This window comes from Acinetobacter sp. YH01008, assembly GCF_013420435.1.
GTDB lineage: Bacteria > Pseudomonadota > Gammaproteobacteria > Pseudomonadales > Moraxellaceae > Acinetobacter > Acinetobacter pseudolwoffii.
Map to the genome: position 1 here is coordinate 1 of NZ_VOYD01000020.1, position 24,726 is coordinate 24,726.

At 43.9% G+C, this 24,726-nt stretch carries 23 protein-coding genes and 2 pseudogenes; 15 read left to right on the forward strand and 10 right to left on the reverse strand.

The genetic code is table 11. The features are described 5' to 3' along the window. A pseudogene (locus FTT75_RS11445) lies at positions 1–112 on the forward strand (IS982 family transposase); the annotation flags it as partial. 29 nt (positions 113–141) lie between these two features. Then, positions 142–2,103 (forward strand): hypothetical protein, encoded by a 1,962-nt coding sequence (locus tag FTT75_RS11450; protein WP_180186437.1) that lies wholly within the window; start codon positions 142–144, stop codon positions 2,101–2,103. Between the two features lie 60 nt (positions 2,104–2,163). On the opposite strand, the gene FTT75_RS11455 is transcribed toward FTT75_RS11450, so the two are convergent. Next, on the reverse strand, positions 2,164–2,928 hold the full coding sequence (locus FTT75_RS11455; protein WP_005097394.1) for a glutathione S-transferase family protein: 765 nt from the start codon (positions 2,926–2,928) through the stop codon (positions 2,164–2,166). 293 nt (positions 2,929–3,221) lie between these two features. Here FTT75_RS11455 and ychF point away from each other — a divergent pair, with 293 nt between their 5' ends. Next, positions 3,222–4,313: a redox-regulated ATPase YchF gene (gene ychF / locus FTT75_RS11460; protein ID WP_005097395.1), complete on the forward strand. Its 1,092-nt coding sequence runs from the start codon at positions 3,222–3,224 to the stop codon at positions 4,311–4,313. Positions 4,314–4,519: 206 nt separating this feature from the next. Then, positions 4,520–5,137, forward strand: coding sequence for a superoxide dismutase (locus FTT75_RS11465; protein ID WP_180186438.1), 618 nt, complete (start codon positions 4,520–4,522; stop codon positions 5,135–5,137). Positions 5,138–5,341: 204 nt separating this feature from the next. Here FTT75_RS11465 and FTT75_RS11470 read toward each other — a convergent pair whose 3' ends face one another. Next, positions 5,342–5,839, reverse strand: a complete 498-nt coding sequence (locus FTT75_RS11470; protein ID WP_180186440.1) for a hypothetical protein — start codon at positions 5,837–5,839, stop codon at positions 5,342–5,344. A gap of 103 nt (positions 5,840–5,942) precedes the next feature. On the opposite strand from FTT75_RS11470, the gene FTT75_RS11475 reads away from it, so the two are divergent. The 5 genes from FTT75_RS11475 to dapC all read left to right on the forward strand — a co-directional run bounded on the left by FTT75_RS11475 (position 5,943) and on the right by dapC (position 12,509). Next, entirely contained in the window at positions 5,943–6,695 is a 753-nt protein-coding gene (locus tag FTT75_RS11475) for an AzlC family ABC transporter permease (protein WP_005097401.1), read from the forward strand. Next, the gene (ygaH, locus tag FTT75_RS11480; protein ID WP_005097402.1) at positions 6,692–7,039 is read left to right on the forward strand and encodes an L-valine transporter subunit YgaH; all 348 of its coding nucleotides are present in this window, start codon (positions 6,692–6,694) and stop codon (positions 7,037–7,039) included. Before FTT75_RS11475 ends, ygaH begins: the two co-directional genes overlap by 4 nt. A 369-nt stretch (positions 7,040–7,408) precedes the next feature. After that, a complete protein-coding gene (gene purT, locus FTT75_RS11485; protein WP_180186441.1) occupies positions 7,409–8,623 on the forward strand; it encodes a formate-dependent phosphoribosylglycinamide formyltransferase in 1,215 nt (404 codons plus the stop codon). Between the two features lie 26 nt (positions 8,624–8,649). Beyond that, complete coding sequence (gene glnD, locus FTT75_RS11490) at positions 8,650–11,322, forward strand: [protein-PII] uridylyltransferase (RefSeq protein ID WP_159516039.1); 2,673 nt, start codon at positions 8,650–8,652, stop codon at positions 11,320–11,322. A 17-nt stretch (positions 11,323–11,339) separates the two neighbouring features. Then, positions 11,340–12,509, forward strand: coding sequence for a succinyldiaminopimelate transaminase (gene dapC, locus FTT75_RS11495; protein WP_004278945.1), 1,170 nt, complete (start codon positions 11,340–11,342; stop codon positions 12,507–12,509). A gap of 102 nt (positions 12,510–12,611) precedes the next feature. Here dapC and FTT75_RS11500 read toward each other — a convergent pair whose 3' ends face one another. Next, entirely contained in the window at positions 12,612–13,088 is a 477-nt protein-coding gene (locus tag FTT75_RS11500) for a glutathione peroxidase (protein WP_180186443.1), read from the reverse strand. After that, entirely contained in the window at positions 13,085–13,504 is a 420-nt protein-coding gene (msrB, locus tag FTT75_RS11505; RefSeq protein ID WP_004645533.1) for a peptide-methionine (R)-S-oxide reductase MsrB, read from the reverse strand. Before msrB ends, FTT75_RS11500 begins: the two co-directional genes overlap by 4 nt. 228 nt (positions 13,505–13,732) lie before the next feature. Here msrB and FTT75_RS11510 point away from each other — a divergent pair, with 228 nt between their 5' ends. Next, positions 13,733–15,163, forward strand: coding sequence for a pyridoxal phosphate-dependent aminotransferase (locus FTT75_RS11510; RefSeq protein ID WP_180040831.1), 1,431 nt, complete (start codon positions 13,733–13,735; stop codon positions 15,161–15,163). 215 nt (positions 15,164–15,378) lie between these two features. Then, on the forward strand, positions 15,379–16,590 hold the full coding sequence (locus FTT75_RS11515) for a YbfB/YjiJ family MFS transporter (RefSeq protein ID WP_180186445.1): 1,212 nt from the start codon (positions 15,379–15,381) through the stop codon (positions 16,588–16,590). Here the strand turns inward: FTT75_RS11515 and FTT75_RS11520 are convergent. The 3 genes and pseudogenes from FTT75_RS11520 to FTT75_RS15890 all read right to left on the reverse strand — a co-directional run. Then, on the reverse strand, positions 16,569–17,129 hold the full coding sequence (locus tag FTT75_RS11520) for a M23 family metallopeptidase (protein WP_074383288.1): 561 nt from the start codon (positions 17,127–17,129) through the stop codon (positions 16,569–16,571). The two genes, FTT75_RS11515 and FTT75_RS11520, sit on opposite strands and share 22 nt — an antisense overlap. A gap of 145 nt (positions 17,130–17,274) precedes the next feature. After that, positions 17,275–17,397: a hypothetical protein gene (locus tag FTT75_RS15885; RefSeq protein ID WP_257224402.1), complete on the reverse strand. Its 123-nt coding sequence runs from the start codon at positions 17,395–17,397 to the stop codon at positions 17,275–17,277. A gap of 603 nt (positions 17,398–18,000) precedes the next feature. Beyond that, a pseudogene (locus FTT75_RS15890) lies at positions 18,001–18,164 on the reverse strand (NADP-dependent isocitrate dehydrogenase); the annotation flags it as partial. A 195-nt stretch (positions 18,165–18,359) separates the two neighbouring features. On the opposite strand from FTT75_RS15890, the gene FTT75_RS11525 reads away from it, so the two are divergent. Next, complete coding sequence (locus tag FTT75_RS11525) at positions 18,360–19,148, forward strand: rRNA large subunit pseudouridine synthase E (protein WP_005170277.1); 789 nt, start codon at positions 18,360–18,362, stop codon at positions 19,146–19,148. On the opposite strand, the gene FTT75_RS11530 is transcribed toward FTT75_RS11525, so the two are convergent. Both FTT75_RS11530 and FTT75_RS11535 read right to left on the reverse strand, forming a co-directional pair. Then, positions 19,145–20,530, reverse strand: a complete 1,386-nt coding sequence (locus FTT75_RS11530) for a heavy metal sensor histidine kinase (protein ID WP_100357729.1) — start codon at positions 20,528–20,530, stop codon at positions 19,145–19,147. The genes FTT75_RS11525 and FTT75_RS11530 overlap by 4 nt on opposite strands. Continuing rightward, positions 20,527–21,198, reverse strand: a complete 672-nt coding sequence (locus FTT75_RS11535; protein WP_180186447.1) for a heavy metal response regulator transcription factor — start codon at positions 21,196–21,198, stop codon at positions 20,527–20,529. The genes FTT75_RS11530 and FTT75_RS11535 overlap by 4 nt, the downstream gene beginning before the upstream one ends. A 120-nt stretch (positions 21,199–21,318) precedes the next feature. Here FTT75_RS11535 and FTT75_RS11540 point away from each other — a divergent pair, with 120 nt between their 5' ends. The 3 genes from FTT75_RS11540 (at position 21,319) to paaI (ending at position 22,792) form a co-directional block, all read left to right on the forward strand. Continuing rightward, on the forward strand, positions 21,319–21,816 hold the full coding sequence (locus tag FTT75_RS11540) for a heme-binding protein (RefSeq protein ID WP_100355845.1): 498 nt from the start codon (positions 21,319–21,321) through the stop codon (positions 21,814–21,816). Between the two features lie 55 nt (positions 21,817–21,871). Beyond that, entirely contained in the window at positions 21,872–22,270 is a 399-nt protein-coding gene (uraH, locus tag FTT75_RS11545) for a hydroxyisourate hydrolase (RefSeq protein WP_100355846.1), read from the forward strand. Between the two features lie 129 nt (positions 22,271–22,399). Beyond that, complete coding sequence (gene paaI / locus FTT75_RS11550) at positions 22,400–22,792, forward strand: hydroxyphenylacetyl-CoA thioesterase PaaI (RefSeq protein ID WP_005170269.1); 393 nt, start codon at positions 22,400–22,402, stop codon at positions 22,790–22,792. Positions 22,793–22,859: 67 nt separating this feature from the next. Here the strand turns inward: paaI and FTT75_RS11555 are convergent, their stop codons facing one another. Next, on the reverse strand, positions 22,860–24,563 hold the full coding sequence (locus FTT75_RS11555; protein ID WP_180186449.1) for a M61 family metallopeptidase: 1,704 nt from the start codon (positions 24,561–24,563) through the stop codon (positions 22,860–22,862). Positions 24,564–24,726: the final 163 nt, after the last annotated feature.

The following is a 24,726-nucleotide window of genomic DNA, read 5'->3' on the forward strand; positions in this document are numbered from 1 at the left end:
TAAAGCACGTAGTCTTCATGGATTTCTGAGTGGAATTTACGCCTCACTATGTGCATATCAATTAACCCATCGAAATAAGCCAACAATTCAAATTAAGGAATCATCGGCTTAAGCAGGATTCGGGTTAAATAAGGAATGCTCATGGCTTCTAAAATTTTAAGTTTGATTAAAACCAAGGTGAGTCCTGTCTTAACGGCTGAAACACAAACTAAAAGCCTGTTAGGTGGCTTATTCGCTGGAACAGCCTCAGGTACGCTTAGCAATCTCATTGGCGGTCTAAACGGCTCTAATTCACAACCTTCCGTGAGCTCATTATTAAACAGCCTTCTCTCTGGACATAGTCTGAACAGCGCAAATATGAGCAATTTATTAATTCAGTTGTCTGGTTCAAATGCTTCGAAGTTAGATATTCAGAGTCTGATCAGCAGCTTAACCCAATCCAATGGAGGCAGTTTTAATATTGGCCAGATCACCAACTTGTTGAATGGCCTAATGGCGAACAATAGCAGCAATCTGGATATTGGTGCTATTTCCAAACTCGTCGGCGGTCTCATCGGCGGTAATGGCGAGATTGATATTACACAAATCGTTCAGCTGGTCAGCGGCCTGATCGGCGGTTCTGGTGGTTTAGGTAATATCGACATTGCTGCAATTGCAGATCTGGTCAGCAACCTCATCGGTGGTAATGGCGAGATTGATATTGCTCAAATTGTCCAACTGGTGAGTGGTCTCATCGGTGGTTCAAGCAACATCGACATTGCTGCAATTGCAGATCTGGTCAGCAACCTGATCAGTGGTAATGGCGAGATTGACATTGCACAAATCGTTCAGTTGGTTGGTGGTATAATCGGCGGTTCTGGTGGTTCAAGCAACATCGACATTGCTGCAATTGCAGATCTGTTCAGTAACCTCATCAGTGGTAATGGCGAGATTGATATTGCGCAAATTGCCCAACTGGTGAGTGGTCTCATCGGTGGTTCAAGCAACATCGACATTGCTGCGATTGCAGATCTGGTCAGTAACCTCATCGGCGGTAATGGCGAGATTGATATTGCACAAATTGCCCAACTGGTGAGTGGTCTCATCGGTGGTTCAAGCAACATCGACATTGCTGCAATTGCAGATCTAGTCAGCAAGCTCATCAGTGATAATGGCGAGATTGATATTGCACAAATCATTCAGTTGGTTGGTGGTCTAATCGGCGGTTCTGGCGACTTAGGTAATATCGACATTGCTGCAATTGCAGATCTGGTCAGTAACCTCATCGGCGGTAATGGCGAGATTGATATTGCACAAATTGCCCAACTGGTGAGTGGTCTCATTGGTGGTTCAAGCAACATCGACATTGCTGCAATTGCAGATCTGTTCAGTAACCTCATCAGTGGTAATGGCGAGATTGATATTGCGCAAATTGCCCAACTGGTGAGTGGTCTCATCGGTGGTTCAAGCAACATCGACATTGCTGCGATTGCAGATCTGGTCAGCAACCTCATCGGCAGTAATGGCGAGATTGATATTGCACAAATCGTTCAGCTGGTTGGTGGGTCTGGTGCACTAGGTGATATCGACATCGGCGCGATTGCAGATCTGATCGGCGGTTTAATCGGCGGCAATACAGGCAATGATTTTGATATCGGTGCTATCACAGATTTAATTAGCGGTTTTGTCGGTGAGAATGCAGCGGGGGATTTTGATCTCGATGGCTTTACCGATTTACTCAGCGGCCTGATCGCGAATGGCTCAAATGGCATAGATTTAGGAGGATTATTGGGTCATCTCAATCTAGATAGTGATCTGGATCTGGGTACTCTGATCGAAGGAATTTCCTCTGCTTCAAACGGGTTTGATCCAGGGAGCATTGCCGGAGGCATTGGGCAATTGATTGATAATAGCTCTTCGATTGAATTACCCGATCCAGGTGATCTGGTCCAAGATGTGGGTGCCACAGATTCCAATATTGACTTGTCTGCTATTCTGCCTGACATTCAAGATACGATTCAAAATATCAGCAGTGGTGGTGGTTCATCCAGCTTTGATTTTGGTTCACTGTTCAATCACTTTAGTAAAAATATTGATATCGACCCAAATAATCCTTGGGGTTAATCATCATCTCATTAAAAACGCGCAAATGCGCGTTTTTAATTTTAGGATTTGCCTTGAAGCTTATACACCACGCCAGTCTACTCGCGCATTGCGTTCGGTTCGGTAAATACGACAAATATATTCACCCAGAGGCAACGCATTTAAATGCTGCTGATAATCACGATATTCTTCGGACAAGGTTTCAAAATTTTCTTTTTCCCACGGCGTCCCCGGAATCGCCAATAATGGAGCAAGCATAGAACAGACAGCAATATCCGCCAGACCTAAACGATTTCCGACAAAATAATATCCACCTTGACTAACCAGCATCTGATTGAGTTGCTGTACAGTGACATCAATATGCTGTTTGGATTCCGCCACGGTTTCCTCATTCAATGCATAACCCTTGGCGACCATCGCTTTTAATAAAGGTTTAGAAAATTTTTCAAACTGGCGCAAATAGCCCTGCTCACCAATTAAAATATCGAGAGATTCATGATCGGAAGTCAGCGCTTGAGAGAGCATCCAGCGGCGGACATGACGACCCAGCTCCAGAGTAATTTCATTAATTTCTAAGGCTTTATTTCGAAAATGTCCTTCAGCATACAATAAACGATGTTCTGGATAAGTATCATCCAGATAAAGCGCAATCTGGGTTGAATCTGCAATCCATTTGTCCTGATCGCGCAAAATAGGCAGACGATTCTGTCCTGTTTTCAGTCGGGCAAAAGCCCGATGTACGCCGGGAATCAGGTTGTGAGCAACATAGTACAGCTCTTTATGGTCCAGCATCCAACGTGCTTTTTCGCAAAAGTGAGATAAAGGAAACTGGTATAAAGTTCGCATGCATGCTCCATGTTTATCGTTATTGGATCAGGGCGTATAGGCCGCTGTTTTATTCAGATACTTTAGTCACTCAATTTTAGAAAAACAATGTGATTTTTATCCAAAAGTACAATACTGGCTGATTATTCCTCTATATTCGGCGGACTCATAATAAATCCGGGAAAGCTCAGCGGAGCTTTTAAGTTATAAGAAGCATTTGATTGCAATAAACCACAAGTGCATGACCTGACTTTAGCCGTGCTTTCATGTAAAATCGGGGGCAATTTTTATATAACGCTTTTGTGAGTTATTTCATGGGTTTTAATTGCGGTATTGTCGGCTTGCCGAACGTTGGCAAATCTACACTTTTCAATGCTTTAACCAAAGCTGCTATTGCTGCAGAAAACTTCCCGTTCTGTACCATTGAACCAAATACCGGCATCGTGCCTGTTCCTGACCCACGTTTAGACAAATTGACAGCAATTGTTAAACCGCAGCGCGTGATTCCAACGTCTATGGAATTTGTGGACATCGCAGGTCTGGTCGCTGGTGCTTCTAAAGGTGAAGGCTTAGGTAACCAGTTCCTGGCCAACATCCGCGAAACTGATGCAATCGCTCACGTGGTACGTTGTTTTGAAGATGAAAACGTCATTCATGTGAATGGTCGTATTGATCCACTGGATGATATCGCCACGATTAATACAGAACTCGCGCTTGCAGATCTCGACGCGGTGGCGAAAGCGATTACCCGTTTGACTAAATCTGCCAAAGGTGGTGACAAAGAAGCAATTGCTACTAAAGCAGTATTAGAAAAAATCCAGCCTTTACTCGATGAAGGCAAACCGGCTCGCGCAGCGGATCTGGATGATGACGAACGTAAACTGGTACGTGGCTTTGGCTTAATGACGCTTAAACCAACCATGTATATTGCCAACGTTGCTGAAGACGGTTTTGAAAATAACCCGCATTTGGATGCAGTGAGAAAATTGGCTGCTGAAGAAAATGCAATTGTCGTACCTCTTTGCAACCAGATTGAAGCGGAAATTTCATTGCTTGAAGATGAAGACCGTGCTGAATTCCTGGAAGCGATGGGCATGGAAGAACCTGGTTTAAACGTGGTGATTCGTGCAGGTTATTCACTACTTGGCTTACAAACTTACTTCACCGCAGGTGTACAGGAAGTTCGTGCCTGGACTGTGAAAGTTGGTGCAACTGCACCGCAAGCCGCTGGTGTAATTCATACCGACTTTGAAAAAGGCTTTATCCGCGCAGAATGTATTGCTTATGATGATTTCGTGCAGTACAACGGCGAAGCGGGTGCAAAAGAAGCCGGTAAATGGCGTCTAGAAGGTAAAACCTATATCGTTCAGGATGGCGACGTTTTACATTTCCGTTTTAACGTCTAAGTATTTGCTGTATGAAAAAGCTCCATCTGGGGCTTTTTTATGGCCTAGGAAATAAGATGACCGAGCGTAGAAAACTTACAGGCAACGCATAATTCACACATATTAACAATAATGATAATTATTCTCATATAAAAATATTAAATTCAGGCGTATGTTAAATCTAATGAAAAATAACATGACTTCATTCTAGTAAAGGAATCCTGACCATGAGCTATACCCTGCCTGTACTGCCATATCCCTATGATGCCCTAGAGCCTCATATCGATAGCAAGACCATGGAAATTCATCATAGCAAGCATCATCAAACCTATATTAATAATATCAATGCAGGGATCGCAGGAACCGAATGGGAAGATTTATCGGTCGAAGCCTTAATTAGCAAATTCAATGAAGTACCGCAGCAATTAAAACAGAACGTGATCAATAATGCCGGTGGACATGCCAATCACTCCCTGTTCTGGACAGTCATGAGTCCAGACGGTGGCGGCCATCCAGAAGCTGAAATTGCAAAGGCCATTGAACATGAATTAGGCGGATTCGAGGCATTTAAAGACACCTTTACCCAGGCAGCACTGAGCCATTTTGGTAGCGGTTGGGCCTGGCTGAGTGTTGCGCCAGATAAAACACTTATTGTAGAAAGCAGCGTCAATCAGGACTCTCCACTGATGCATGGCAATATTCCCATTTTAGGTCTGGATGTCTGGGAACATGCCTATTATTTGCACTATCAAAACCGTCGTCCGGAATATATCTCGGCTTTTTTCAATGTCGTGAACTGGCAAGAAGTAAATCGTCGTTATCTGGAAGCATTGAACACGCTTTAGCTTTAAATATTTAAGGAGATCGACCATGTCTACACCTATTCTGATTAAGCGCATAATTGGCAGCACACTCCTGATCTGTGGTGTATTTGTGATTTTATTAGAACATGTGTGGATACCCTCTTTTTAGAGTCTTGCTGTTGTCTCATCCTAAAAAAGCCAGTCTGAATGACTGGCTTTTATGCTTATAACTAAATGGCTAAAGGTTTATTGCATATTAGCAATCGCGGTGCCTTTTTGTTTGGGATCAGTATTTCCCAATTCAGGATTATCAATCGCATTCTGACATTGCAGTTTATCCCGCTCATAATCCACCTGCTTTTGTTCCAGACTGCTGCCATTGTCGATCACGGTACGCGCCCAGATTTCCAGACTGGTTAAGGCTTTACGACACAGAGCATATTTACCTTCAGTCACCGAATCGGTCATTTTGACATTAATACGCCAGTCTGTGCTCAGCTTACGTGCCGGTTGACGCACCTGGGTTTCCAGCTGATCCACTTCTTTATTATAAACCAGTGGATCGACTTTATTGATCAGTTGCCATGCCGCATTGGCATAGGTGGTCGCATCATTCGTCAGTTTAGGTGCCGGTTTAATTTCTGGCTTATCAGTCGATTGACTGTCATTCCCACACGCTTGTAACAACAATGCAGTGCTCATTAAAGCAGCTGTCAGCATCGTACGTGTCTTGAACATCCACATATCAGGCTCGCCAATTTAAACATTTCGGCACTATGCTATTAAATTCACGTAGAATACACAATCTTCATTTGACCCATCGTTCAACTCTCCTTCAAGGTGTGTCGTGTCTGAACAGAATCAACTCGCTACGCAACCTGCTGGCTTCTGGCAAGGTGCAAAAGATAGCCAAGCGATCATCTTCACTTATTTACCAGTGTCGTTTGCTTTTGGCGTTTCAGCCACTCAGTTTGGCTTTACGGCTTGGGAAGCGCTGTTTCTTTCCTGCTCGATGTATGCAGGTGCCAGCCAGTTCCTTGTAGTCGCACTTTTAGGCAGTGGCACATCTATCTGGATGACGGCATTAACGGTGATTGCCCTAGACATTCGGCATTTGCTCTATGGCCCTGCGCTGCAAAACCTGATTCAAGACCGGCTGAATTTAAAGAAAACTGCGATCTGGTCTTGGGGTCTGACCGATGAGGTTTTTGCTTCCGGCATGATCAAGCTCTCGCAACGGCGTCAGGAATGGTCTGAATCCTGGATGCTGGGTTTAAGCCTGTTTAGCTGGATGTCCTGGGCATTGGGATCTTTTCTCGGTGGTTTATTTGCCGATCAGGTCAGCAATCTGCCGCAATTCTTGCAAGCGGCTCTAGACTTCCTGTTACCTGCGCTGTTCCTGAGTTTCCTCTTGGCTGCTTTTGAGAAGAAACATACTTTTGTTGTGACTGTCACCATTCTGGTTTCTGCTGTGGCCTGTTACTTTATTGATCTGTCTGCCGCGATTTTCATTGGTATCAGTTCCGGTATTTTTGCCGGCCTGTTCAAGCACTATATCTTAAAACAGCCAGATCCTGAACATGCAGGAGATCAAGCATGAATCTAGAGATTATTCTGGTCGGCATTGTCGTCGGGATCGCCAATTTCGTCTCACGCTTCGGGCCTTTTTTTGTGATTCAGAAATTTCAGCAAGGCTCACAAAAACGCGGAGCATTGTGGCTAAAAATTGCCTTGGGTTCAATCGGCATTGCGGCAATCAGCTCCATGCTGGTAGTTGCTACCTTACCGCCATTATTAGAAACACCGAATAAAAGTATTGCGATGCTGGTCGGATTTATCGTACTCACTGCGTTGTACTTTAAATTCAAACGCATCGTGATGGCGACCCTGACCGCAGCACTGACCTATGGTCTGGTTTATACCTATGTGCCGATGACGTTTTAAGCTTGAACTGACTGATCAATCAAGATAAAGACTTATGCTTATGGAATAGTATAGGTCTTTATTATATAAAAATAATTAGCTGATCCCTATCATTTTTCCTGAAAGAAAAAGCTCAAATAAAATCATTTCCGTATTCTTTTATACTTTTTTAATACTCGACCAGTTGTAGATAGAAAAAAGCTATTGCCAAAACAGGATATACCGTCTTCAAATCAGTCTGACAGATCAGTGACATGACAATTACGCCTTACTTACATCCAGAAAAACTTTATAAATAAAACTGTTGGACAATATCACAATTTTGTATGAATCTTGGCTTAACTGCCGGCTCAGTTCTGCTATGCTAAAAGTCCATAAAATCAAGCATGGATGACACACATGAGCGTGACTATTGGTACTCCCCTGCAAGCTTCTGCCTATAAAGTTCTATTATTGGGTTCTGGTGAACTGGGCAAGGAAGTGGTGATTTCACTACAACGTCTTGGGGTCGAAGTTCATGCTGCTGACCGTTATGAGCATGCACCTGCCATGCAAGTCGCGCATTATTCCTATACCTTGAATATGGCCGATGCTGAAGAATTAAAACAATTGATCCATCAAATCCAGCCACATTTAATCGTTCCTGAAATTGAAGCCATTGCCACACAAGTACTGGTTGACGTTGAAGAACAAAATATTGCGACCGTCATTCCTTCGGCTAAAGCGGTCAATCTGACCATGAACCGCGAAGGCATTCGCCGTCTGGCCGCAGAAGAACTGGGGCTGCCAACTTCAGCGTACCGATTTGCTGACAGTTTAGAGTCCTTCCGTGCTGCCTGTGATGATGTCGGCTATCCAAATTTTGTCAAGCCGGTCATGTCCTCTTCTGGCAAAGGCCAGTCTCGGGTAAAAAGCTTTGCAGAGGTAGACGCGGCTTGGGAATATGCGCAAACTGGTGGACGCGTCAATCAGGGTACGGTGATTGTCGAATCGCAAATTGACTTTGATTTTGAAATTACCTTATTGACTGTTCGTGCAAAAAATCCGGCAACCGGCGAGATCGAAGCCTCTTATTGCGATCCGATCGGACATCGTCAGGACTCGGGCGATTATGTCGAAAGCTGGCAACCTCAGCCGATGACTCCGGCAGCGCTAGAGGAATCTAAACGCATTGCCCACAAAGTCACCACAGCACTGGGTGGTTGCGGAATCTTTGGTGTAGAACTCTTTGTCAAAGGCGACCAAGTATGGTTTAGTGAGGTTTCTCCTCGTCCACACGATACCGGACTGGTAACACTTGCCTCTCAATTCCAAAGCGAATTTGAATTGCATGCACGTGCGATTTTAGGCCTGCCGGTCAATACCACACGGCATAGTGTGGCTGCCAGCGCGGTGATTTATGCCGGGGTAGATGATCGTAATCTTTCATTTTCTGGCCTGAATCTTGCTTTAGCAGACGGCAATACTGATTTGCGCCTGTTTGGCAAACCTGAAGGCTTCGAACGGCGTCGCATGGGCGTTGCGACTGCACGTGCTGAAAGCATTGAACAGGCACGCGAACTGGCACTTCAGGTCGCAAATCAAGTTAGCATTAATCAAAACTAAGCTGAAATACCAACGGACCACTGTTCATGATCAATACCTTACCTCTGCTGAATTACATTAAAAGTAACCATGACATTAAAGCCATCAATCAATGGCGTAGTGATGTCGAAAATCAGCTACAGGAGAGTTTTGAAAATGGACAGCCGATTCGGGATATTATTCTGGCACGTTCCAATCTGATTGATGAAGCACTGCAATTTCTCTGGAAATATGCCGAACTGGATCAAACCGATTTGGCCCTGTTTGCTGTCGGAGGTTATGGTCGCCGTGAAATGCTGCCTTATTCTGATGTCGACCTCATGATCCTGTCAGAAGACGAGATTAGTCCAGAGCAGGAACAGCTGATTTCTACCTTCATTTCATTACTCTGGGATGTCGGTAATTTCAAACCGGGGATCAGCGTGCGTACCATCAATGATTGTGTCAGTCAGGCCAGTAGTGATCTCACCGTTGCCACTACGCTAATCGAAGCACGCCTGATTATTGGCAATGAGAACCTGTGCAAATGGCCACGGCGCATCGTGTCACGCACTTGGACCGATAAAACCTTCTTTGATGCCAAAATGGATGAGCAGCATAAACGCTATGCTCAGCACAACAATACCGAAAGCAATCTGGAACCGGATATTAAAAATGCACCGGGCGGTATCCGCGACATCAACCAGATCGGCTGGATTGCCAAACGACATTTCCGCGTCAACCGGATTTATGATCTGGTACATCTGGGTTTTATTTCTGAATTTGAACTGGGCGTGCTCGAAGAAGCTGAAAGTTTTCTCTGGGAAATTCGCCATCATCTGCACCGCCTGACCAAGCGCGATGAAAACCGCTTATTGTTTGATTATCAGCGTGATATTGCGGCTAAATTCGGCTATGTGCGTGATGAGGCGCATCATCCGAACTATCCAATTGAACAGTTCATGAAGCGCTATTATCGCAGCGCACAGCAAGTCTCTACACTCAATGAAATGCTGTTGGCCTACTTCAATGAATCTGTGATTACCCCACGTTTACCGCAATATGAACGCCAGATTGAGGAAATTAATGAAAATTTCAAACTGGTCGATGGCAAGTTAGCAGTTCAGCATCACAAGATTTTCTCGGAAAATCCAAGCGCGATTCTGGAAATTTTCTACCTGTTGGCCAATCGTCCTGAAATTCAGGGCATTCGTGCGCGTACCTTACGCCTGCTGACCTTGGCAGGAAAACGCATTGATCAGGATTTTCGTGATAATCCGGTGCATCAGGCGCTGTTTATGGCGATTATCCGCTCACCGCATCGACTCTACGACACCCTGGTGACGATGAAGCGTTATGGCGTACTGGGTAATTACATCCCGGCCTTTGGGCAAATTCTGGGCCTAATGCAATATGACCTGTTCCATATCTATACGGTCGATGCACATACCTTATTGTTGCTACGCAATTTAAATCGCTTTAAAGCACCTGAATTTGCCAAGGAATTTCCTGTGGTCAGTTCAGTGTTCCAGCGCCTGACCCGTCGTGACATTGTATATCTGGCAGCTCTTTTTCATGATATTGCCAAAGGTCGTGGCGGTGATCATAGTGAACTTGGTGCCAGCGATGCGATTAAATTCTGCCGTAGTCACGGTTTTACCGAACGTGAAAGCAACCTGGTGGCCTGGCTGATCCAGAATCATCTGGTAATGTCTGTCACCGCCCAGAAAAAAGATATTTCCGATCCGGATGTGGTCAAAGAATTCGCAGAAAAAATGGGCGACATGGAGCATCTGGATTATTTATACACCCTGACGGTAGCCGATATTAACGCCACCAATCCGAAGCTGTGGAATACCTGGCGCGCTTCCCTGATGCGCCAGCTCTATACTCAGGCGCGCGATGTAATCCGTTCCGGTCTGGGTCGTCCGGTTGATTATCAAATGCTGATTGAAGATACCAAATTTGCGGCCAGCGAACTTCTGGTTCAGGACTTTTCACTGGATGAAGTAGAAAAAGTCTGGCAGGAACTTGGTGATGACTATTTCCTAAAAGAAACAGCAGATGAAATTGCCTGGCATACCCGTGCCATCTTACAGCACGGCGACAATCCTGCTCCACTGGTGCTGATGCGGGCGCACCGTAAATATGCGCAGGATGCGGTACAGATCTTTATTTATACGCAGGATCAACCCAACCTTTTTGCCACTACGGTGGCTATTCTGGATCGCATGAATCTGGATGTACAAGACGCAAGAATTATTACTGCCACTAAAGCTTTCAGTCTGGATACCTACGTGGTATTGGACCGTTTTGGTACTTTATTGACTGATCCTGAACGCGAAGCCACAGTGATTGAAGCCCTTAAAGATGCCTTGAGTCATTCTGATGAATATCCGGGCTTGATGCAGCGCCGGATTCCACGTCAACTACGTCATTTCGATATTGAAAATACAGTCGAGATTAGTGTCAATCCTGCCTTGAATCAGAATATGGTCGAAATTGCGACCCTTGATCACCCTGGTTTACTTGCCAAAATCGGTGGTTTATTTATGATGCAAGGCCTGGACATCCACTCTGCCAAAATTGCCACACTGGGCGAACGTGCCGAAGATATTTTCTTTGTCACTAAAAAAGATGGCAACCCTATGACACCTGGAGAATCTGCTGAATTTGCAGCTGCACTTAAAACTGCGCTGGATGAAGCCTCTCATCAGGTTTGTAGTCAACACTCACATTAAAACGCGGTTACTTATTCATGAACTCTAGCTTGTCTCTACTGCATCCTTATCCGTTTGAAAAGTTAAATCAGCTTTTTGCGGATATCCAGCCTGCAAATATGCCTTTAATTCCCCTGTCGATTGGTGAACCGAAGCATCCTGCACCGGAGTTTGTGAAACAAGCGATTATCGATAACTTTAAACATTTATCGACGTATCCAAATAGTAAAGGCCTGCCTGAGCTACGCGAAAGTATTGCTCAATGGCTGACGCGCCGTTTTAAGCTAAATAGCATCAGTGCAGACAGCAATATCCTGCCTGTTTCTGGTACGCGTGAAGCGATTTTCTCGTTTGTACAGGCTTTGGTAAATCGTGAAGAGGCACCTTATGTGGTGATGCCGAATCCGTTTTATCAGATTTATGAAGGTGCAACACTGCTCGCAGGTGCAAAACCATATTTCATCAACTGTACTGAAGAAAATAACTACCTTGGTGATTTTGATGCTGTTCCGGCAGAAGTCTGGGAAAAAACGGCACTGTTATTTGTCTGTACTCCGGGCAATCCAACCGGTGCAGTGCTGTCTAAAGAACAGTTTAAAAAACTGATTGCCCTGTCGGATCAATATAACTTTGTGATTGCTTCAGACGAATGCTATTCGGAGCTGTGGTTTGATCAGGCACCTGTAGGTTTACTGGAAGTTTGTGCTGAAATCGGCCGGGATGACTATAAAAACTGCGTGGTGTTCCATTCACTGTCTAAACGCTCTAACCTTCCGGGTATGCGTTCAGGTTTTGTTGCCGGTGATGCCAGCCTGTTAAAACCTTATTTGCAATATCGTACTTACCACGGCGCAGCGATGCCGGTACAACATCAACTGGCTTCAATCGCTGCCTGGGATGATGAAGCGCATGTGGAAGAAAACCGGGTGCAATACCGTGCCAAGTTTGATTTATTTCAACAGGAACTCGGACATTTATTGCCACTCAAAAAACCGGATGCAGGTTTCTATTACTGGTTAAAAGTTGACAATGATGAAGCCTTTGCTAAACGCCTGATGGAAGAAGCACATATTAAAGTACTTCCGGGTCGTTATTTATCCCGCGATACTGAACAGGGTAATCCGGGTGAAAATCATGTACGTCTAGCACTTGTGGCCGATCTGGCGCAATGTGAAGAAGTCATTCAACGCCTGAAAGCCATCCTCTAAGTTTTAATCAAAACTAAAAAACCCACTGGTTTAAAGTGGGTTTTTTACTTGAAATCAGATGAGTTCTATTTTTATCTCATACTGAGAAAATAACACAGAGTCTTACAACACTTTTGCAATTTCATCTTCAAGCTCTTCAGGCTTGGTGGTCGGAGCAAAACGGTTCAATACCTTGCCATCACGGCCGATCAGGAATTTGGTAAAATTCCATTTAATTCCATTGCCTAAAATACCTTTGGAATTATTGGTTAAATAGCGAAAAATGGCGTGCGCTTCAGGGCCTTTGACATCCACCTTGGAAAACATCGGGAAAGATACCCCGTAATTCTTCTGGCAAAATTCACCAATCTGTTCATTGGAACCCGGATCTTGACCACCAAACTGATTGCATGGAAATCCCAAAATTTCCAGACCTTGATCTTTATATTTCTCGTAAAGCTTCTCTAATCCTGAGAATTGTGGGGTAAAGCCACATTTACTTGCTGTATTCACGATTAAAAGTACCTTGCCTTCATAATCTGCAAGCTGTTTGCTTTTACCATCTAACAATTCAGCTTCAAACTGATAAATGCTGGTCATGGATAGGTTTCCTCATCATTTTTTTCTTGTGTTTCTAAGTCCAAAGAAGCCGAGTTGACACAATAACGTAAGCCCGTCGGCTCTGGACCATCCGGGAAAACATGCCCTAAATGTGCGTCACAATGATGACAAACAATCTCAGTTCTGACCATTCCGTGTGAAGTATCAGGTAATTCTTCTACCACCGAACTGCTGACGGGACGGTAGAAACTTGGCCAGCCACAGCCGCTGTCATACTTGGTCTCAGACGAGAACAGTGGCGTGCCGCAGCAACGGCATACATAGGTGCCATCTTGCTTGGTATTCCAGTATTTTCCAGTAAATGCCGGCTCGGTTCCCTTCTCGCGCGTAATGCGAAACTCCTCAGGTGATAACTCTCTTTGCCATTCCCGGTCTGATTTATTGAGTTTTCCCATGATCACATACCTTTTTATCTTGCTATTTAAAATAGGATAATCCTATATTTACGTGATTCATTTTAAAAATTCTAGTCTTTATTCAACATTTTACAAAAGACATATAATGCCTAAAAAAGCAAAAAGAAAGCAAATATAAAAATAAAAGTAAGCAATTCTTACATTAAATGTTTTTTAGTGAGCAAATTTAGTGTTAAGCTTAGTCATATTCTTGCTCAGGATTAAAAAATGTCGCAAAAAAAGAGCGTAATTTTTCAGAATTTACTTCCTGTGATCAAACAGTATCAACAGCTAGGATTTACCCATGAAAGAATTGTTGCTTTACTCAGAGATGAACATCATCTCGATCTGGTAACAACTGAGACATTTAAAAGTTATTTATACCGTTATGCAAAAGTGACCTCCACTCTTTCCGAGAACATCAAAATGCCGAACACTCTCCAAACCCCTCGCGAAATTAAGAAATCGTCTAAGCTCGAGCATGTTTGCTACGACATTCGCGGGCCTGTGTTACGAGCGGCCATCGAGATGGAAGAAGCGGGTCATAAGATTATCAAACTGAATATCGGCAACCCCGCCCCATTCGGTTTTGAAGCACCACAAGAAATCATCAATGATGTGGCTTTAAATCTGCCAAATGCCATTGGCTATACAGATTCTAAAGGGATTTTCCCGGCACGTAAGGCGATCTGCCAGTATTACCAGCAAAAAGGCATTCTGGATATGCACGTCAATGATGTGTATATCGGTAATGGTGTCTCTGAACTGATTGTCATGGCCATGCAGGGTCTATTGGATGATGGCGATGAAATGCTGATTCCAATGCCAGATTATCCACTCTGGACTGCGGCAGTCAATCTGTCTGGCGGTACGGCGATTCATTATAAATGTGATGAAGAAAATCACTGGTATCCAGACATTGTCGATATGGAAAGCAAAATCACGCCAAATACCCGTGGTATTGTGATTATTAATCCAAACAACCCGACCGGTTCGGTTTATCCGCGTCATGTCTTGCAACAGATCGTGGACTTGGCCAAGAAGTATGACCTGATTTTATTTGCTGACGAAATCTATGACAAAATCATCTATGACGGTATCGAGCATGTCGCTGTAGCTGCCTTGGCAGGTGATCAGATTTGTGTATCATTTAACGGTTTATCAAAGGCTTATCGTATTGCTGGCTTCCGTTCTGGCTGGATGGCCATTACCGGCAATAAAACACGTGCAGCAGACTATATCGAAGGTCTGGACATGCTGGCATCTATGCGCCTGTGTGCCAACCATCAGGCGCAATATGCAATTCAGACTGCGCTGGGCGGCTATCAGTCCATTAATGACCTGATTCGTCCGGGTGGCCGTTTGTATGAACAGCGCAATATCGCCTGGGAAATGCTGAATGAGATTCCTGGGGTGTCCTGTGTCAAGCCTGAGGGTGCGATGTACTGCTTCCCGAAACTGGATCCGAACGTTTATCCAATTCAGGACGATGAAAAGCTGATGCTGGACTTGTTACGTGCCGAGAAAGTACTTCTGGTTCAAGGTACAGGCTTTAACTGGCCGACACCGGATCATTTTCGTGTGGTGTTCCTGCCGGCTGAAAATGAACTGCGTGAAGCCCTTACCCGTGTTGGCCGTTTCCTGGCCAAGATGCGTTAATTCCTGAAATAGACAACATAAAAAAATCGCATTTCTGAATGCGGTTTTTTATTTCTCTCCATATTCAAAGTTTCGACTTATAACATTTTAAAAAGTACAAAGACTTCCTGAAGCACAAATTCCTGCACTCAATGGTTTCTTATCAAGTGATTTCTCCTTAATCACGAAGATTCATGTTATTTTTTAACCAAATATAAAACTTTATGAGTACACGGATGTCCTCACACACAATTAAACTCAGCCTGTTTCTCTGCCTTAGTATGTGCTTGGGGATTGGCATTCTTCGTTTCTCTTATACTGCGCTGTTACCGGGTACACGAGAAGCCTTTGGCTGGAGTACAGATTTTGCCGGGCTTTTGGGCAGTGCCAATTTACTGGGCTATTTAATCGGTGCCTATACCGCCATGCGTCTGCCTCAAGACCGCAGTATGAGCAGGTATATTCAAATTTCAGCTTTTGCCGGTATGTTCAGTCTGATGTGCTGTGCATTTTCTGGTTTCTCTGAAGTTTGGTATATCGTCTGGCGCGTGATTTCAGGAATCAGCGGCGGGCTGATGATGATCTTATCGCCGAGTGTAGTCGCGCAGTGCTGTGAGCTTCAGGATCGTCTTAAAATCAACTTTATCGGTTTTAGCGGAATCGGATTAGGTGTATTAATTGCAACCCTGTTTCTGCCTTATCTTGATCAGATTTCCATACAGACTGCCTGGCTGATCTTATGTGGCTTTGCCCTGCTCATTTGTCTATGTTTAAGTGGACTTATCCAAAAATTTAAGCCTTATTTGTCCGTACAAGTACCTTCGACTACCTCCAAGATATCTTTGAGTAGCGTCTTTTATAGCTTACTGGCTGTCTACGCGTGTAGCGCCTTTGCCTATATACCGCATTCGCTCTTCTGGATTGATTATTTAAGCCAGCAGTTGGAATTGAGCTTGTTCTGGATTAACTTCAACTGGATTCTTTATGGATTTGGTAGTGCTTTAGGTGCCTTCAGTGCTTATGCACTGGCCAGAAAATTCGGTAATTTTGCTGCCCTAAAAATTCTTTATAGTCTTTATATTGTGGCTATTTTTATTGCGACTCTAGAGGGCCAAGCATTGCTCACGTTGAGCTCTTCCTTTTTGACCGGCATGCTAAACCCTGCTGTGGTCTTCCTGACCTCTTATACCATTTTGCAACTGTATGGGCTGGCGTATAAAAAACTCTGGAGCATTGCCACCTTGTGTTTCGCCTCTGTTCAGCTGATTGGCGGACTCAGTTTTAGTGCGCTGCAATATTTTGGTTTGAGCTATCATCAACAGTTCATATTAGCTGCATTTGTTCTTTTATTAGGAACATTGCAATTATTCTGGTGTACCCGTCCTGCCAGATTCACTCCTGAAACACAACCCCATCCAGTTTCTGCTCAAGGAGAAGGCACGAAATAAGGATATGGATTGGTCGCCCCTTGCCCGCTCAGATAAATCCCGTAATGTAGATGTGGCGGAGTATTTTTGGCATTTCCAGTATTGCCGACATAGGCAATCACTTCGCCCGCTTCCACCCAGTCGCCTTCCTGAATATGCTCAGCATAATCATTCAGATGCGCATAGTAATGCTGACTCATATCAGGCCCTGTCACCCAGATAACTTTCCCACCCAGATTATTGGTGCCAATTTTACGTACAATCCCTTGGGTGGCACTTAAGACAGGTGTGCCACGTCGAGCAAAAATATCTGTCCCTTCATGTTTACGGCCTGCACTGCGCGCGGCTCCCCACGTATCATTAATTTGACGGACTGTAATACCTTCGACCGGAATCTGTAACGGTGCTTCTAATTGAGTCTTTTTCAGTTGCCAATAAAGATAAGGACTTTTCCATCCTGCTGCTTCACCTGAAGGTGGTGGCTGACAGGCGGTCAAGACAAAGCATACAGATAAAATTAAGCTTAAAATCCGAAAAAATTTCACCAATATTATTCGCATTTATTTTAGAAAGATGGTTTTTATCTTAAGCAGAACAGCACAATTTAAAGTCGTAATCTTGTAATTTTTTGAATGATATTTTTATAAAATCAATGATATAACAACGCCCTTATGTAAGGGCGTTGTTATGGAAGGTAGCTAGGAATTACTTACGTTTTTTTGCACGGGAGGGTTTGGCTGGTTGTTGCTGTTGTTGCTCTTCATTCTGAGCGCTGTCCTGCTTGTCCTTTTGTTGGACCTGCTTATGTTTCGCTTTAGATTTGGCCATATTATGTACTCCTTCGGAGAAACGTCTCTATCACTGGAAGTTCCATTGATCACTCTAACGTTTTTGGAAAATATGCCAATCATCGAGCTGTATCCAAATACGTCAATGTAATAATAGGTTGGCTAAGTGATTCAACTCAGAACAAATCCTGTTCTGGCTCACTACAATCTTTACGCAAAGTTGCAGCTTGATACTCATTTTAACTTTTGGGCGTTTATCAATCAGAATTTAAGAAAATTTAATCCCCCCTGAGAAACCTGCGATTAATATAGGTTTTAATTAGGAGAATCAGGCTTTAATGAGTTAAGTATATCTGCAATAGTAGGATGATCAAATTCAAAAAAAGCTCGCAGTCTTGCGCTTGACCTCCAGCGCAAGACTGCGTGAATGTTCGCTCTTTGGCTATTTTTATAGCTAAAATCTTCTTTATGATCAGGTCAGGACTTCTTTCTAGTAGTTCATGTTTAACGCACAATTTAGTTCAAGGTGATTCTAGTCATGTCCATTTTTTCTCTTTGATTAACTTGATAACCTTTTTTACTTCTGACAGATTCGATATCTATCTGATCCAAGCATTTGAGGGCTTACTACTCTATGCTTTTAAACTGCAACATCTACCACAGCCTGCATCGTTGGTGTAATATCAGCACCAATTTCATTCCCTTTGATACATGGGACAATTGGATTATTTGCTAGGTTGAGGGACAGGTTTGCATTAACGGTAATTTGGCACCATCCGCAGGTACTACGATCTTTTGATATTCTATTCTTCATATTTTTCCGAATGCTACTGACAAACCTAAAAATAATTGCCAATTAGGCAATACTTTCAACTGTTCTTAACGCATAATATTCTAATCCAGATTCGTTGTTTTTGAGATTTATACGGGAAATAACCAAATTTCCCTTTAAAATAAGCCTCTACATTTTTTAAGTTTATGTAATTATAGAAGTTATTTCCTATGAAAATCGTCATTTTAAACAAACCCTATGACGTCCTCTCCCAATTCCGCCCAGATGAAAAACACCAAACCATGGCTGATTTCATCGACGACAAAGATTTACGTCTTGCTGGTCGTCTGGACATGGACTCAGAAGGTCTGGTTTTTTTAACAGATCACGGTGGTCTGAACCAGTACATCACCAATCCTGCCAATAAAAAGTTTAAAACCTATATGGTGCAGGTTGATGGTGATGTCACCGAAGAAGCACTTGAGCAGCTTCGTAAAGGTGTGGAACTTAAAGATGGCATGACCCTTCCAGCCAAAGCTGAAAAAGTATCTGAACCGGAATGGTTGTGGGAGCGTAATCCTCCTGTACGTTTCCGTGCATCTGTCCCAACGTCTTGGGTTGAGATTTCAATTTGTGAAGGCCGTAACCGTCAGGTTCGTCGTATGACCTCTGCGGTGGGCTTCCCTACACTGCGTTTAATCCGTACTAAAATTGGTGATATTGACCTTGTACGTATGGATATTAAACCGGGTGAAACCAAAGAAATTGAACCTTTACTTTATCCAGATTTCCAGAATGTTCCTGCTGAAGAGCCATACCGTTCACGTTCTTATGTGAAAAAACCGGGTGGTACGGGTGGTAAGCCAATGGTTCGCAAGAACAAAGATGGTTCAGTGAAAAAATCAGGTACCAAACGTATCTGGCAAATGGACGAAAGCGAAAAGCCGAAACGTCGTACCAATGGTACAACTCGTCCAAATACCAAAGCACCTCGTGGTCGCGGACGCGGTCGTGGTTAAAACCCAGTCTGCTCATCAGGTAGGGACAGGCTAAAGATCACGCCAGACGGTGTATTTTCTACAGTTGTCTGCCCCTGATGGAGCTGCATGATCGACTGTACAATGGCAAGGCCCAGACCACCCGTCTGGGCTTTTTCGTGCCGGCTGTCATCGATCTGATAAAAACGCTCAAATAAATGCGGATGGTGCTGCTCTGCAATCCAGACTTCTGGCGTCAACACTGATATTTTAATCCTGTGGTTGAGTCGCTGTGCAGACACAATAATCTCACTCCCAGGCTGACCATAAGTAATGGCATTGCTGATCAGATTGGCGACTGCGCGCTGTAACAATACGGTGCTGGCTGTCAGACTTAAATCTGGTGGAACATCCACTTTTAAATGCATCTGCTTCTCTTCGGCCAGAAAGCTGAAGTACTCAAGCAATTCTTGCAGCATGTCATTTAGATTGAAACGCTGTTTTTCAATCGCATATCCGCCATGTTCTACCCGGGCGATAAACAGCATACTTTCAATCATCTGGCTCAGGCGTTCGTATTCTTCCAAGTTGGAATAGAGCAGATTTTCCAGCTCAGCAGGTTCGCGCGACCGCGATAACAGAATCTGTGTCTGCCCGATTAAATTGTTTAATGGGGTGCGAAGTTCGTGTGAAATATCCTCAGAAAAACGTGCCAGCTGCTGATACGCAGCCTGAATATTAGCGAGCATATCGTTCATGGCCTGACGCAGCTCTTGAACCTCAAGCGTATTACTCTGAACATCGATGTGCTGATTGGGCTGCTGAATATTGACCTGTGCTGTAGCCAGCATCAACTGGCGCATGGACTTGAGAATATAGCGTCCTGCCAGCCAGGCCATCAAGGTCGAGAGCAGTATGCCAAGCAGACTATAGAGCACCAGTTTTGATAAATAGCTTGCCAGTATCCTTTGTCCCTCTGCCAGCTGCTTACCAGCCACCAGTTGATAACTGCGACCATCAAACTGCACCTGTTTAAAAGCCAGTCGTGTCGAAGGCTGTTCAGCCTGATTATTCTGAAACTGTAAGGCAGAGGTATAGTGCAATGCCGGAATATGAATCTGCAAAGGATTGATTTCAATCAAGCGATTATTCTGATGTTGCAGCAGCAGTAGATTATCTTCTTGCCCCAGCATGTTTTCATATAATTTGGGATGCTGAACCAAAAGCTCAAAACTCTGGGCATCTTCAAGAAATATTTCAATTCGGGAAATACGTGCAGCCAGTGCCTGATCCTGCTGAGCCTGAATCATCTGTTGCATATTTTGATAAGACAGTAACGCCACACTCAAAAAAACCACGCAGGACACCAATGCAAACGCAATACTCAAGCGTGTTGCCAGCGGTAATAAGATAGGATTGTTCATGGGTATTCATCAAGTTTATAACCCATACCGCGTACGGTATGAATCAGTTTTGGCGTGTAATGATCATCAATTTTGCTCCGCAGCCTGCGAATGGCCACATCCACCACATTGGTATCGGTATTAAAATTGATATTCCAGACCATGGAGGCAATCTGGCTCCGGGTCATCACCTGCCCCTGATGCTCCATCAACAGTTGCAACAGCGCAAATTCTTTCTGGCTTAATTCGATCTTTTGTTCATTACGATATACTTCATGCCTTAGGCGGTTCAATACCAGACCTGCAACCTGATAGGCCTCCTGCTCCAGTCGCGGCACACGGCGCAACAGACTTTTGATCCGGGCCAGTAACTCAATATAGGAAAAAGGCTTGGTCAGATAATCATCGGCGCCAAGCTCCAGGCCTTTTACCCGATCTAGCACATGATCGCGTGCAGTGAGCATCAATACCGGAATCTGGCTAAAAGTTCGCAAGGTTTGTAATACCTGCCAGCCGTCCAGATCTGGCAGCATTACATCCAGCAGTACCAGATCAAATGACTGTTGCTGCAAACAGGCCAATGCCAACACGCCATTTTCAGCAATGGCCGTGCTATAACCTGACTCACTCAGTCCTTTTGCCAGATATTCAGCAATCTTGACTTCATCTTCTACAATTAAAATATGCATGTCAGTAGTTTAGCTGTTTTTAGCTATGCCTAGATTACAAATTGGTAATCTGATTGTCATGCTGCACTGGCGTATTTCTTTCTACAATAGCAACAGTATTCAATTGCATGAATGACAAGTATGAAAAATTCAATCGCCAAAACAACCCTAGCCTTGTTCAGCAGCTCATTACTACTCAGCTCACTGGCACATGCAGAATTAAAAACAGCACCAGTCATGTCGCTAGAAGCAGCAAAGCTTATGGCCAGCAATGTCATGTTGGCCTGCCAGAAACAGGCCAAGCCCGCAGCAGTCGTGGTTCTGGATCAGGGTGGTAATCTGCTGGCTAGTCAACGCCATGAATCTGTCGGCATTCACAACCTGATCGCAGCAGAACGCAAAGCCTTTACCGCGTATTCAACGAAAACCAGCACGCTGGATTTTATGCGCAATGCCCAGAACAATCCGGACGCACAGAACCTGAATAGCCTACCTGAACTGCTATTACTCGGCGGCGGTGTACCTGTTATGTACCAGAATCATATTTTAGGTGCTGTAGGTGTTGCGGGTGCAGGCGGTTCGGAACAGGATCATCAATGTGCCAATAGCGGCATTCAAAGCACTTTAAAACAGCTTTAATCTATTTAAATAAGTCTTATTGGTTTCTTTTATTCTATCTACTGAGGAATACAACATGAAAAAAATCCTGCTAGCAACCCTTGCGAGCACCGCAGCCACGCTTTCCTTTGCACAGAATCCACTTAGTGTGCATGTTCTGAATCAGGAAACAGGTTTACCTTCCGCAAATATTGCAGTTACTTTGGAAGCACAGCAAGGTGAGAAATGGGTCAAGCTGAATGAAGCTGAAACAGATCAAAATGGCCGTATTAAAGAGCTATATCCAAAAGATACCAATCTGCAAAAGGGTATTTATAAAGTGACCTTTAAAACGGGTGACTGGTTTAAGGCCAATAATCAGCGGACATTCTTCCCTGAAGTACCGGTGGTCTTTATGATTGATGGTGCTTTAGAGCATTATCATATTCCACTGTTATTGAGCTCTTATGGTTATTCGACTTATCGCGGTAACTAAGCTCTTTCACTTAAGGCCCATCTTATTGGGCCTTATTCTTTTACTTGTTATTCTTATGCTGAAATGCTATTCATGACTCATATTAAATGAATTTAAAAATAAAACGTATCTCAAACAAGGAGCTTTGCAATGGATCAGCAAGTCAACCAGATGTTTAATCAGGATCGATTAATCCAGCATCTTGGTGCACACCTTGTTGCTTATAGTCACAATCACGCAAAAATTTCGCTGAAAGTCACTGAACAACATTTACAGGGTCACCAGACCTGTAACGGCGCAGTGATTTTCGCGCTTGCAGATGCGGCATTTGCCATTGCCTGTAATACAGGTGAACATCCGGCTGTTGGTCAGCATTGTGGAATTCATTACTTAAAACCGGCAGTTCTTGGCGATACATTGACTGCTGTAGCAGAACATAGGGCCAGCAGTGGCCGTAGCGGAATTTACGATATTCAGGTGATAAATCAGCATGATCAAATTGTGGCAGAGTTCCGCGGTACCTCTCGACTGATCATCAGATAATTTTCAAAACTTGATACAATAAAAAACCGGTGTATCAACACCGGTCGTTTAAGTGAGTCACTCTTAATCAGGCTTTCAACCATTGTTCAGCTTTAGCCTGATCTTCAATTTTCAATTCAACTTCGGTCAGTTCAGAACCGCCTGCCTGAACGTCAAAACTCATTAGCTCGTCACGACGAAAAGCATGCATGGTATAAACACCTTCCTGTTTTGCATAACTTTCTATTAACTTCATCGTTGCTTTTAAACCATCAACGGCAATAATCACATCATTGGCAGAAAGGCCAGCTACTACAGCAGTACTATCACGACGCGCCGACTGAACCAGTACACCTTCCGGCTTATCTACCAGTTTTAAACCGAAAGGCAATGACTTGTCATTTTTCAGGTTATAACCGATACCAAACTCAGGCAATAACTGATCCAGTGGCAATTCATCTGTGGTATTAATCAAGTGATTAATCTGCTCTGACCAATCATCACCGGTCAGCTCTTTGCATAATTCAAAGATCGTCCGCTCATGTACCTGAACACCCTTTTGTGCATTTTCATACAAACGGCGCATCAAGGCATCCAGACTTGAACCGCGTAAACGCAAACCTAAGTCTAGGCACAATGCAACCAAACAACCTTTGTTGTAATAGCTGGTGCCGGCATTATTCGAGTTTTCATCCTGACGGTAGAATTTCACCCAGGCATCAAAACTGGATTCAGACACCGACTGAATCGCACGACCCGGATTCTGCAAGTAACGATCAATCTGCGCTTTTAATAAAGCAATATATGATTTCTGGTTAATCACGCCACTGCGTAGCAAAATCAAATCATCATAATAAGAAGTGAAGCCTTCAAAGATCCACAGCAAAGACGTATAGCCTTCACGGTTCAAATCATAATTGACAAAATTTTCAGGGCGAATAAATTTCACCAACCAAGAATGGAAATATTCATGGCTACATAGGCCGAGGAAACGCTGATAATCTTTGGAAGGTTCTTCAGGCTCATTGGCCTTCGGCAAGTCATCGCGCGGTGAAATCAGGCTGGTCGAGTTTGGATGTTCCAGACCACCATAACTATTTCCGGTTGCCATGGTCATAAAAGTATAGTCAGCAAATGGCGCTGAACCGAACATGGAGATTTCTGTGCTACAGATTTTCTCAATGTCCTGCTGCATACGTGCTGCATTCATCGCATGCTTGCCGGACACCACAAACTCATGCGGAATACCATTCGCTTCAAAACTGAAACGGGTTTGCTCTGCCAGTTCAAACGGTGCATCAATCAATTCAGCATAGTTTTTGGCTTTCAGGGTGAAACGGCCCTTGACCAGACTTTTGGATTGCATGCCGGTTGCCAGTTGGAAATGCTTTAACTCATCTGGCAGGAAGATTTCTAATTCAATCTCTTTATTTTCCTGACCTTCTAGCCCCAAGCATGCACAGGCCGGGTTGACATAGAGACGGTTTTGATCCACATATGCACCACGAACAGACAGGTCGTAGGCATAGACATCATATTCAACCGTAATCAGCTCATGATCGGTATTGAATAAACGCCATTTGTTCTTTTCAAATTTCTGGATTTGCAGTTGACGTCCATCTTCATCATAAGCTTTGACCGCCTCAATGTGTTTGGAAAACTCTCGAATCAAATAACTTCCCGGAATCCAGGTCGGTAATGATAAGATCTGCGTCGGGTCTGCCAGAAAGCGAACAGTCACGTGAATAAGGTGCTGACGATAATCGTCAAATTCGATTTGATAATGCAACATAATGGGCGATATAAAATGAAAATAAATGAGGTATAGCTTAGCTTAGCATTTTTTAAGCCAAGATGGTTTAGCTGTCTTATTTGTCTACATTTACGACTAGCTATCTGTATAAAAAAGGCATAGCATGCCTGAAAATTTAATCGTTCAACGCCCGACGGGTTAT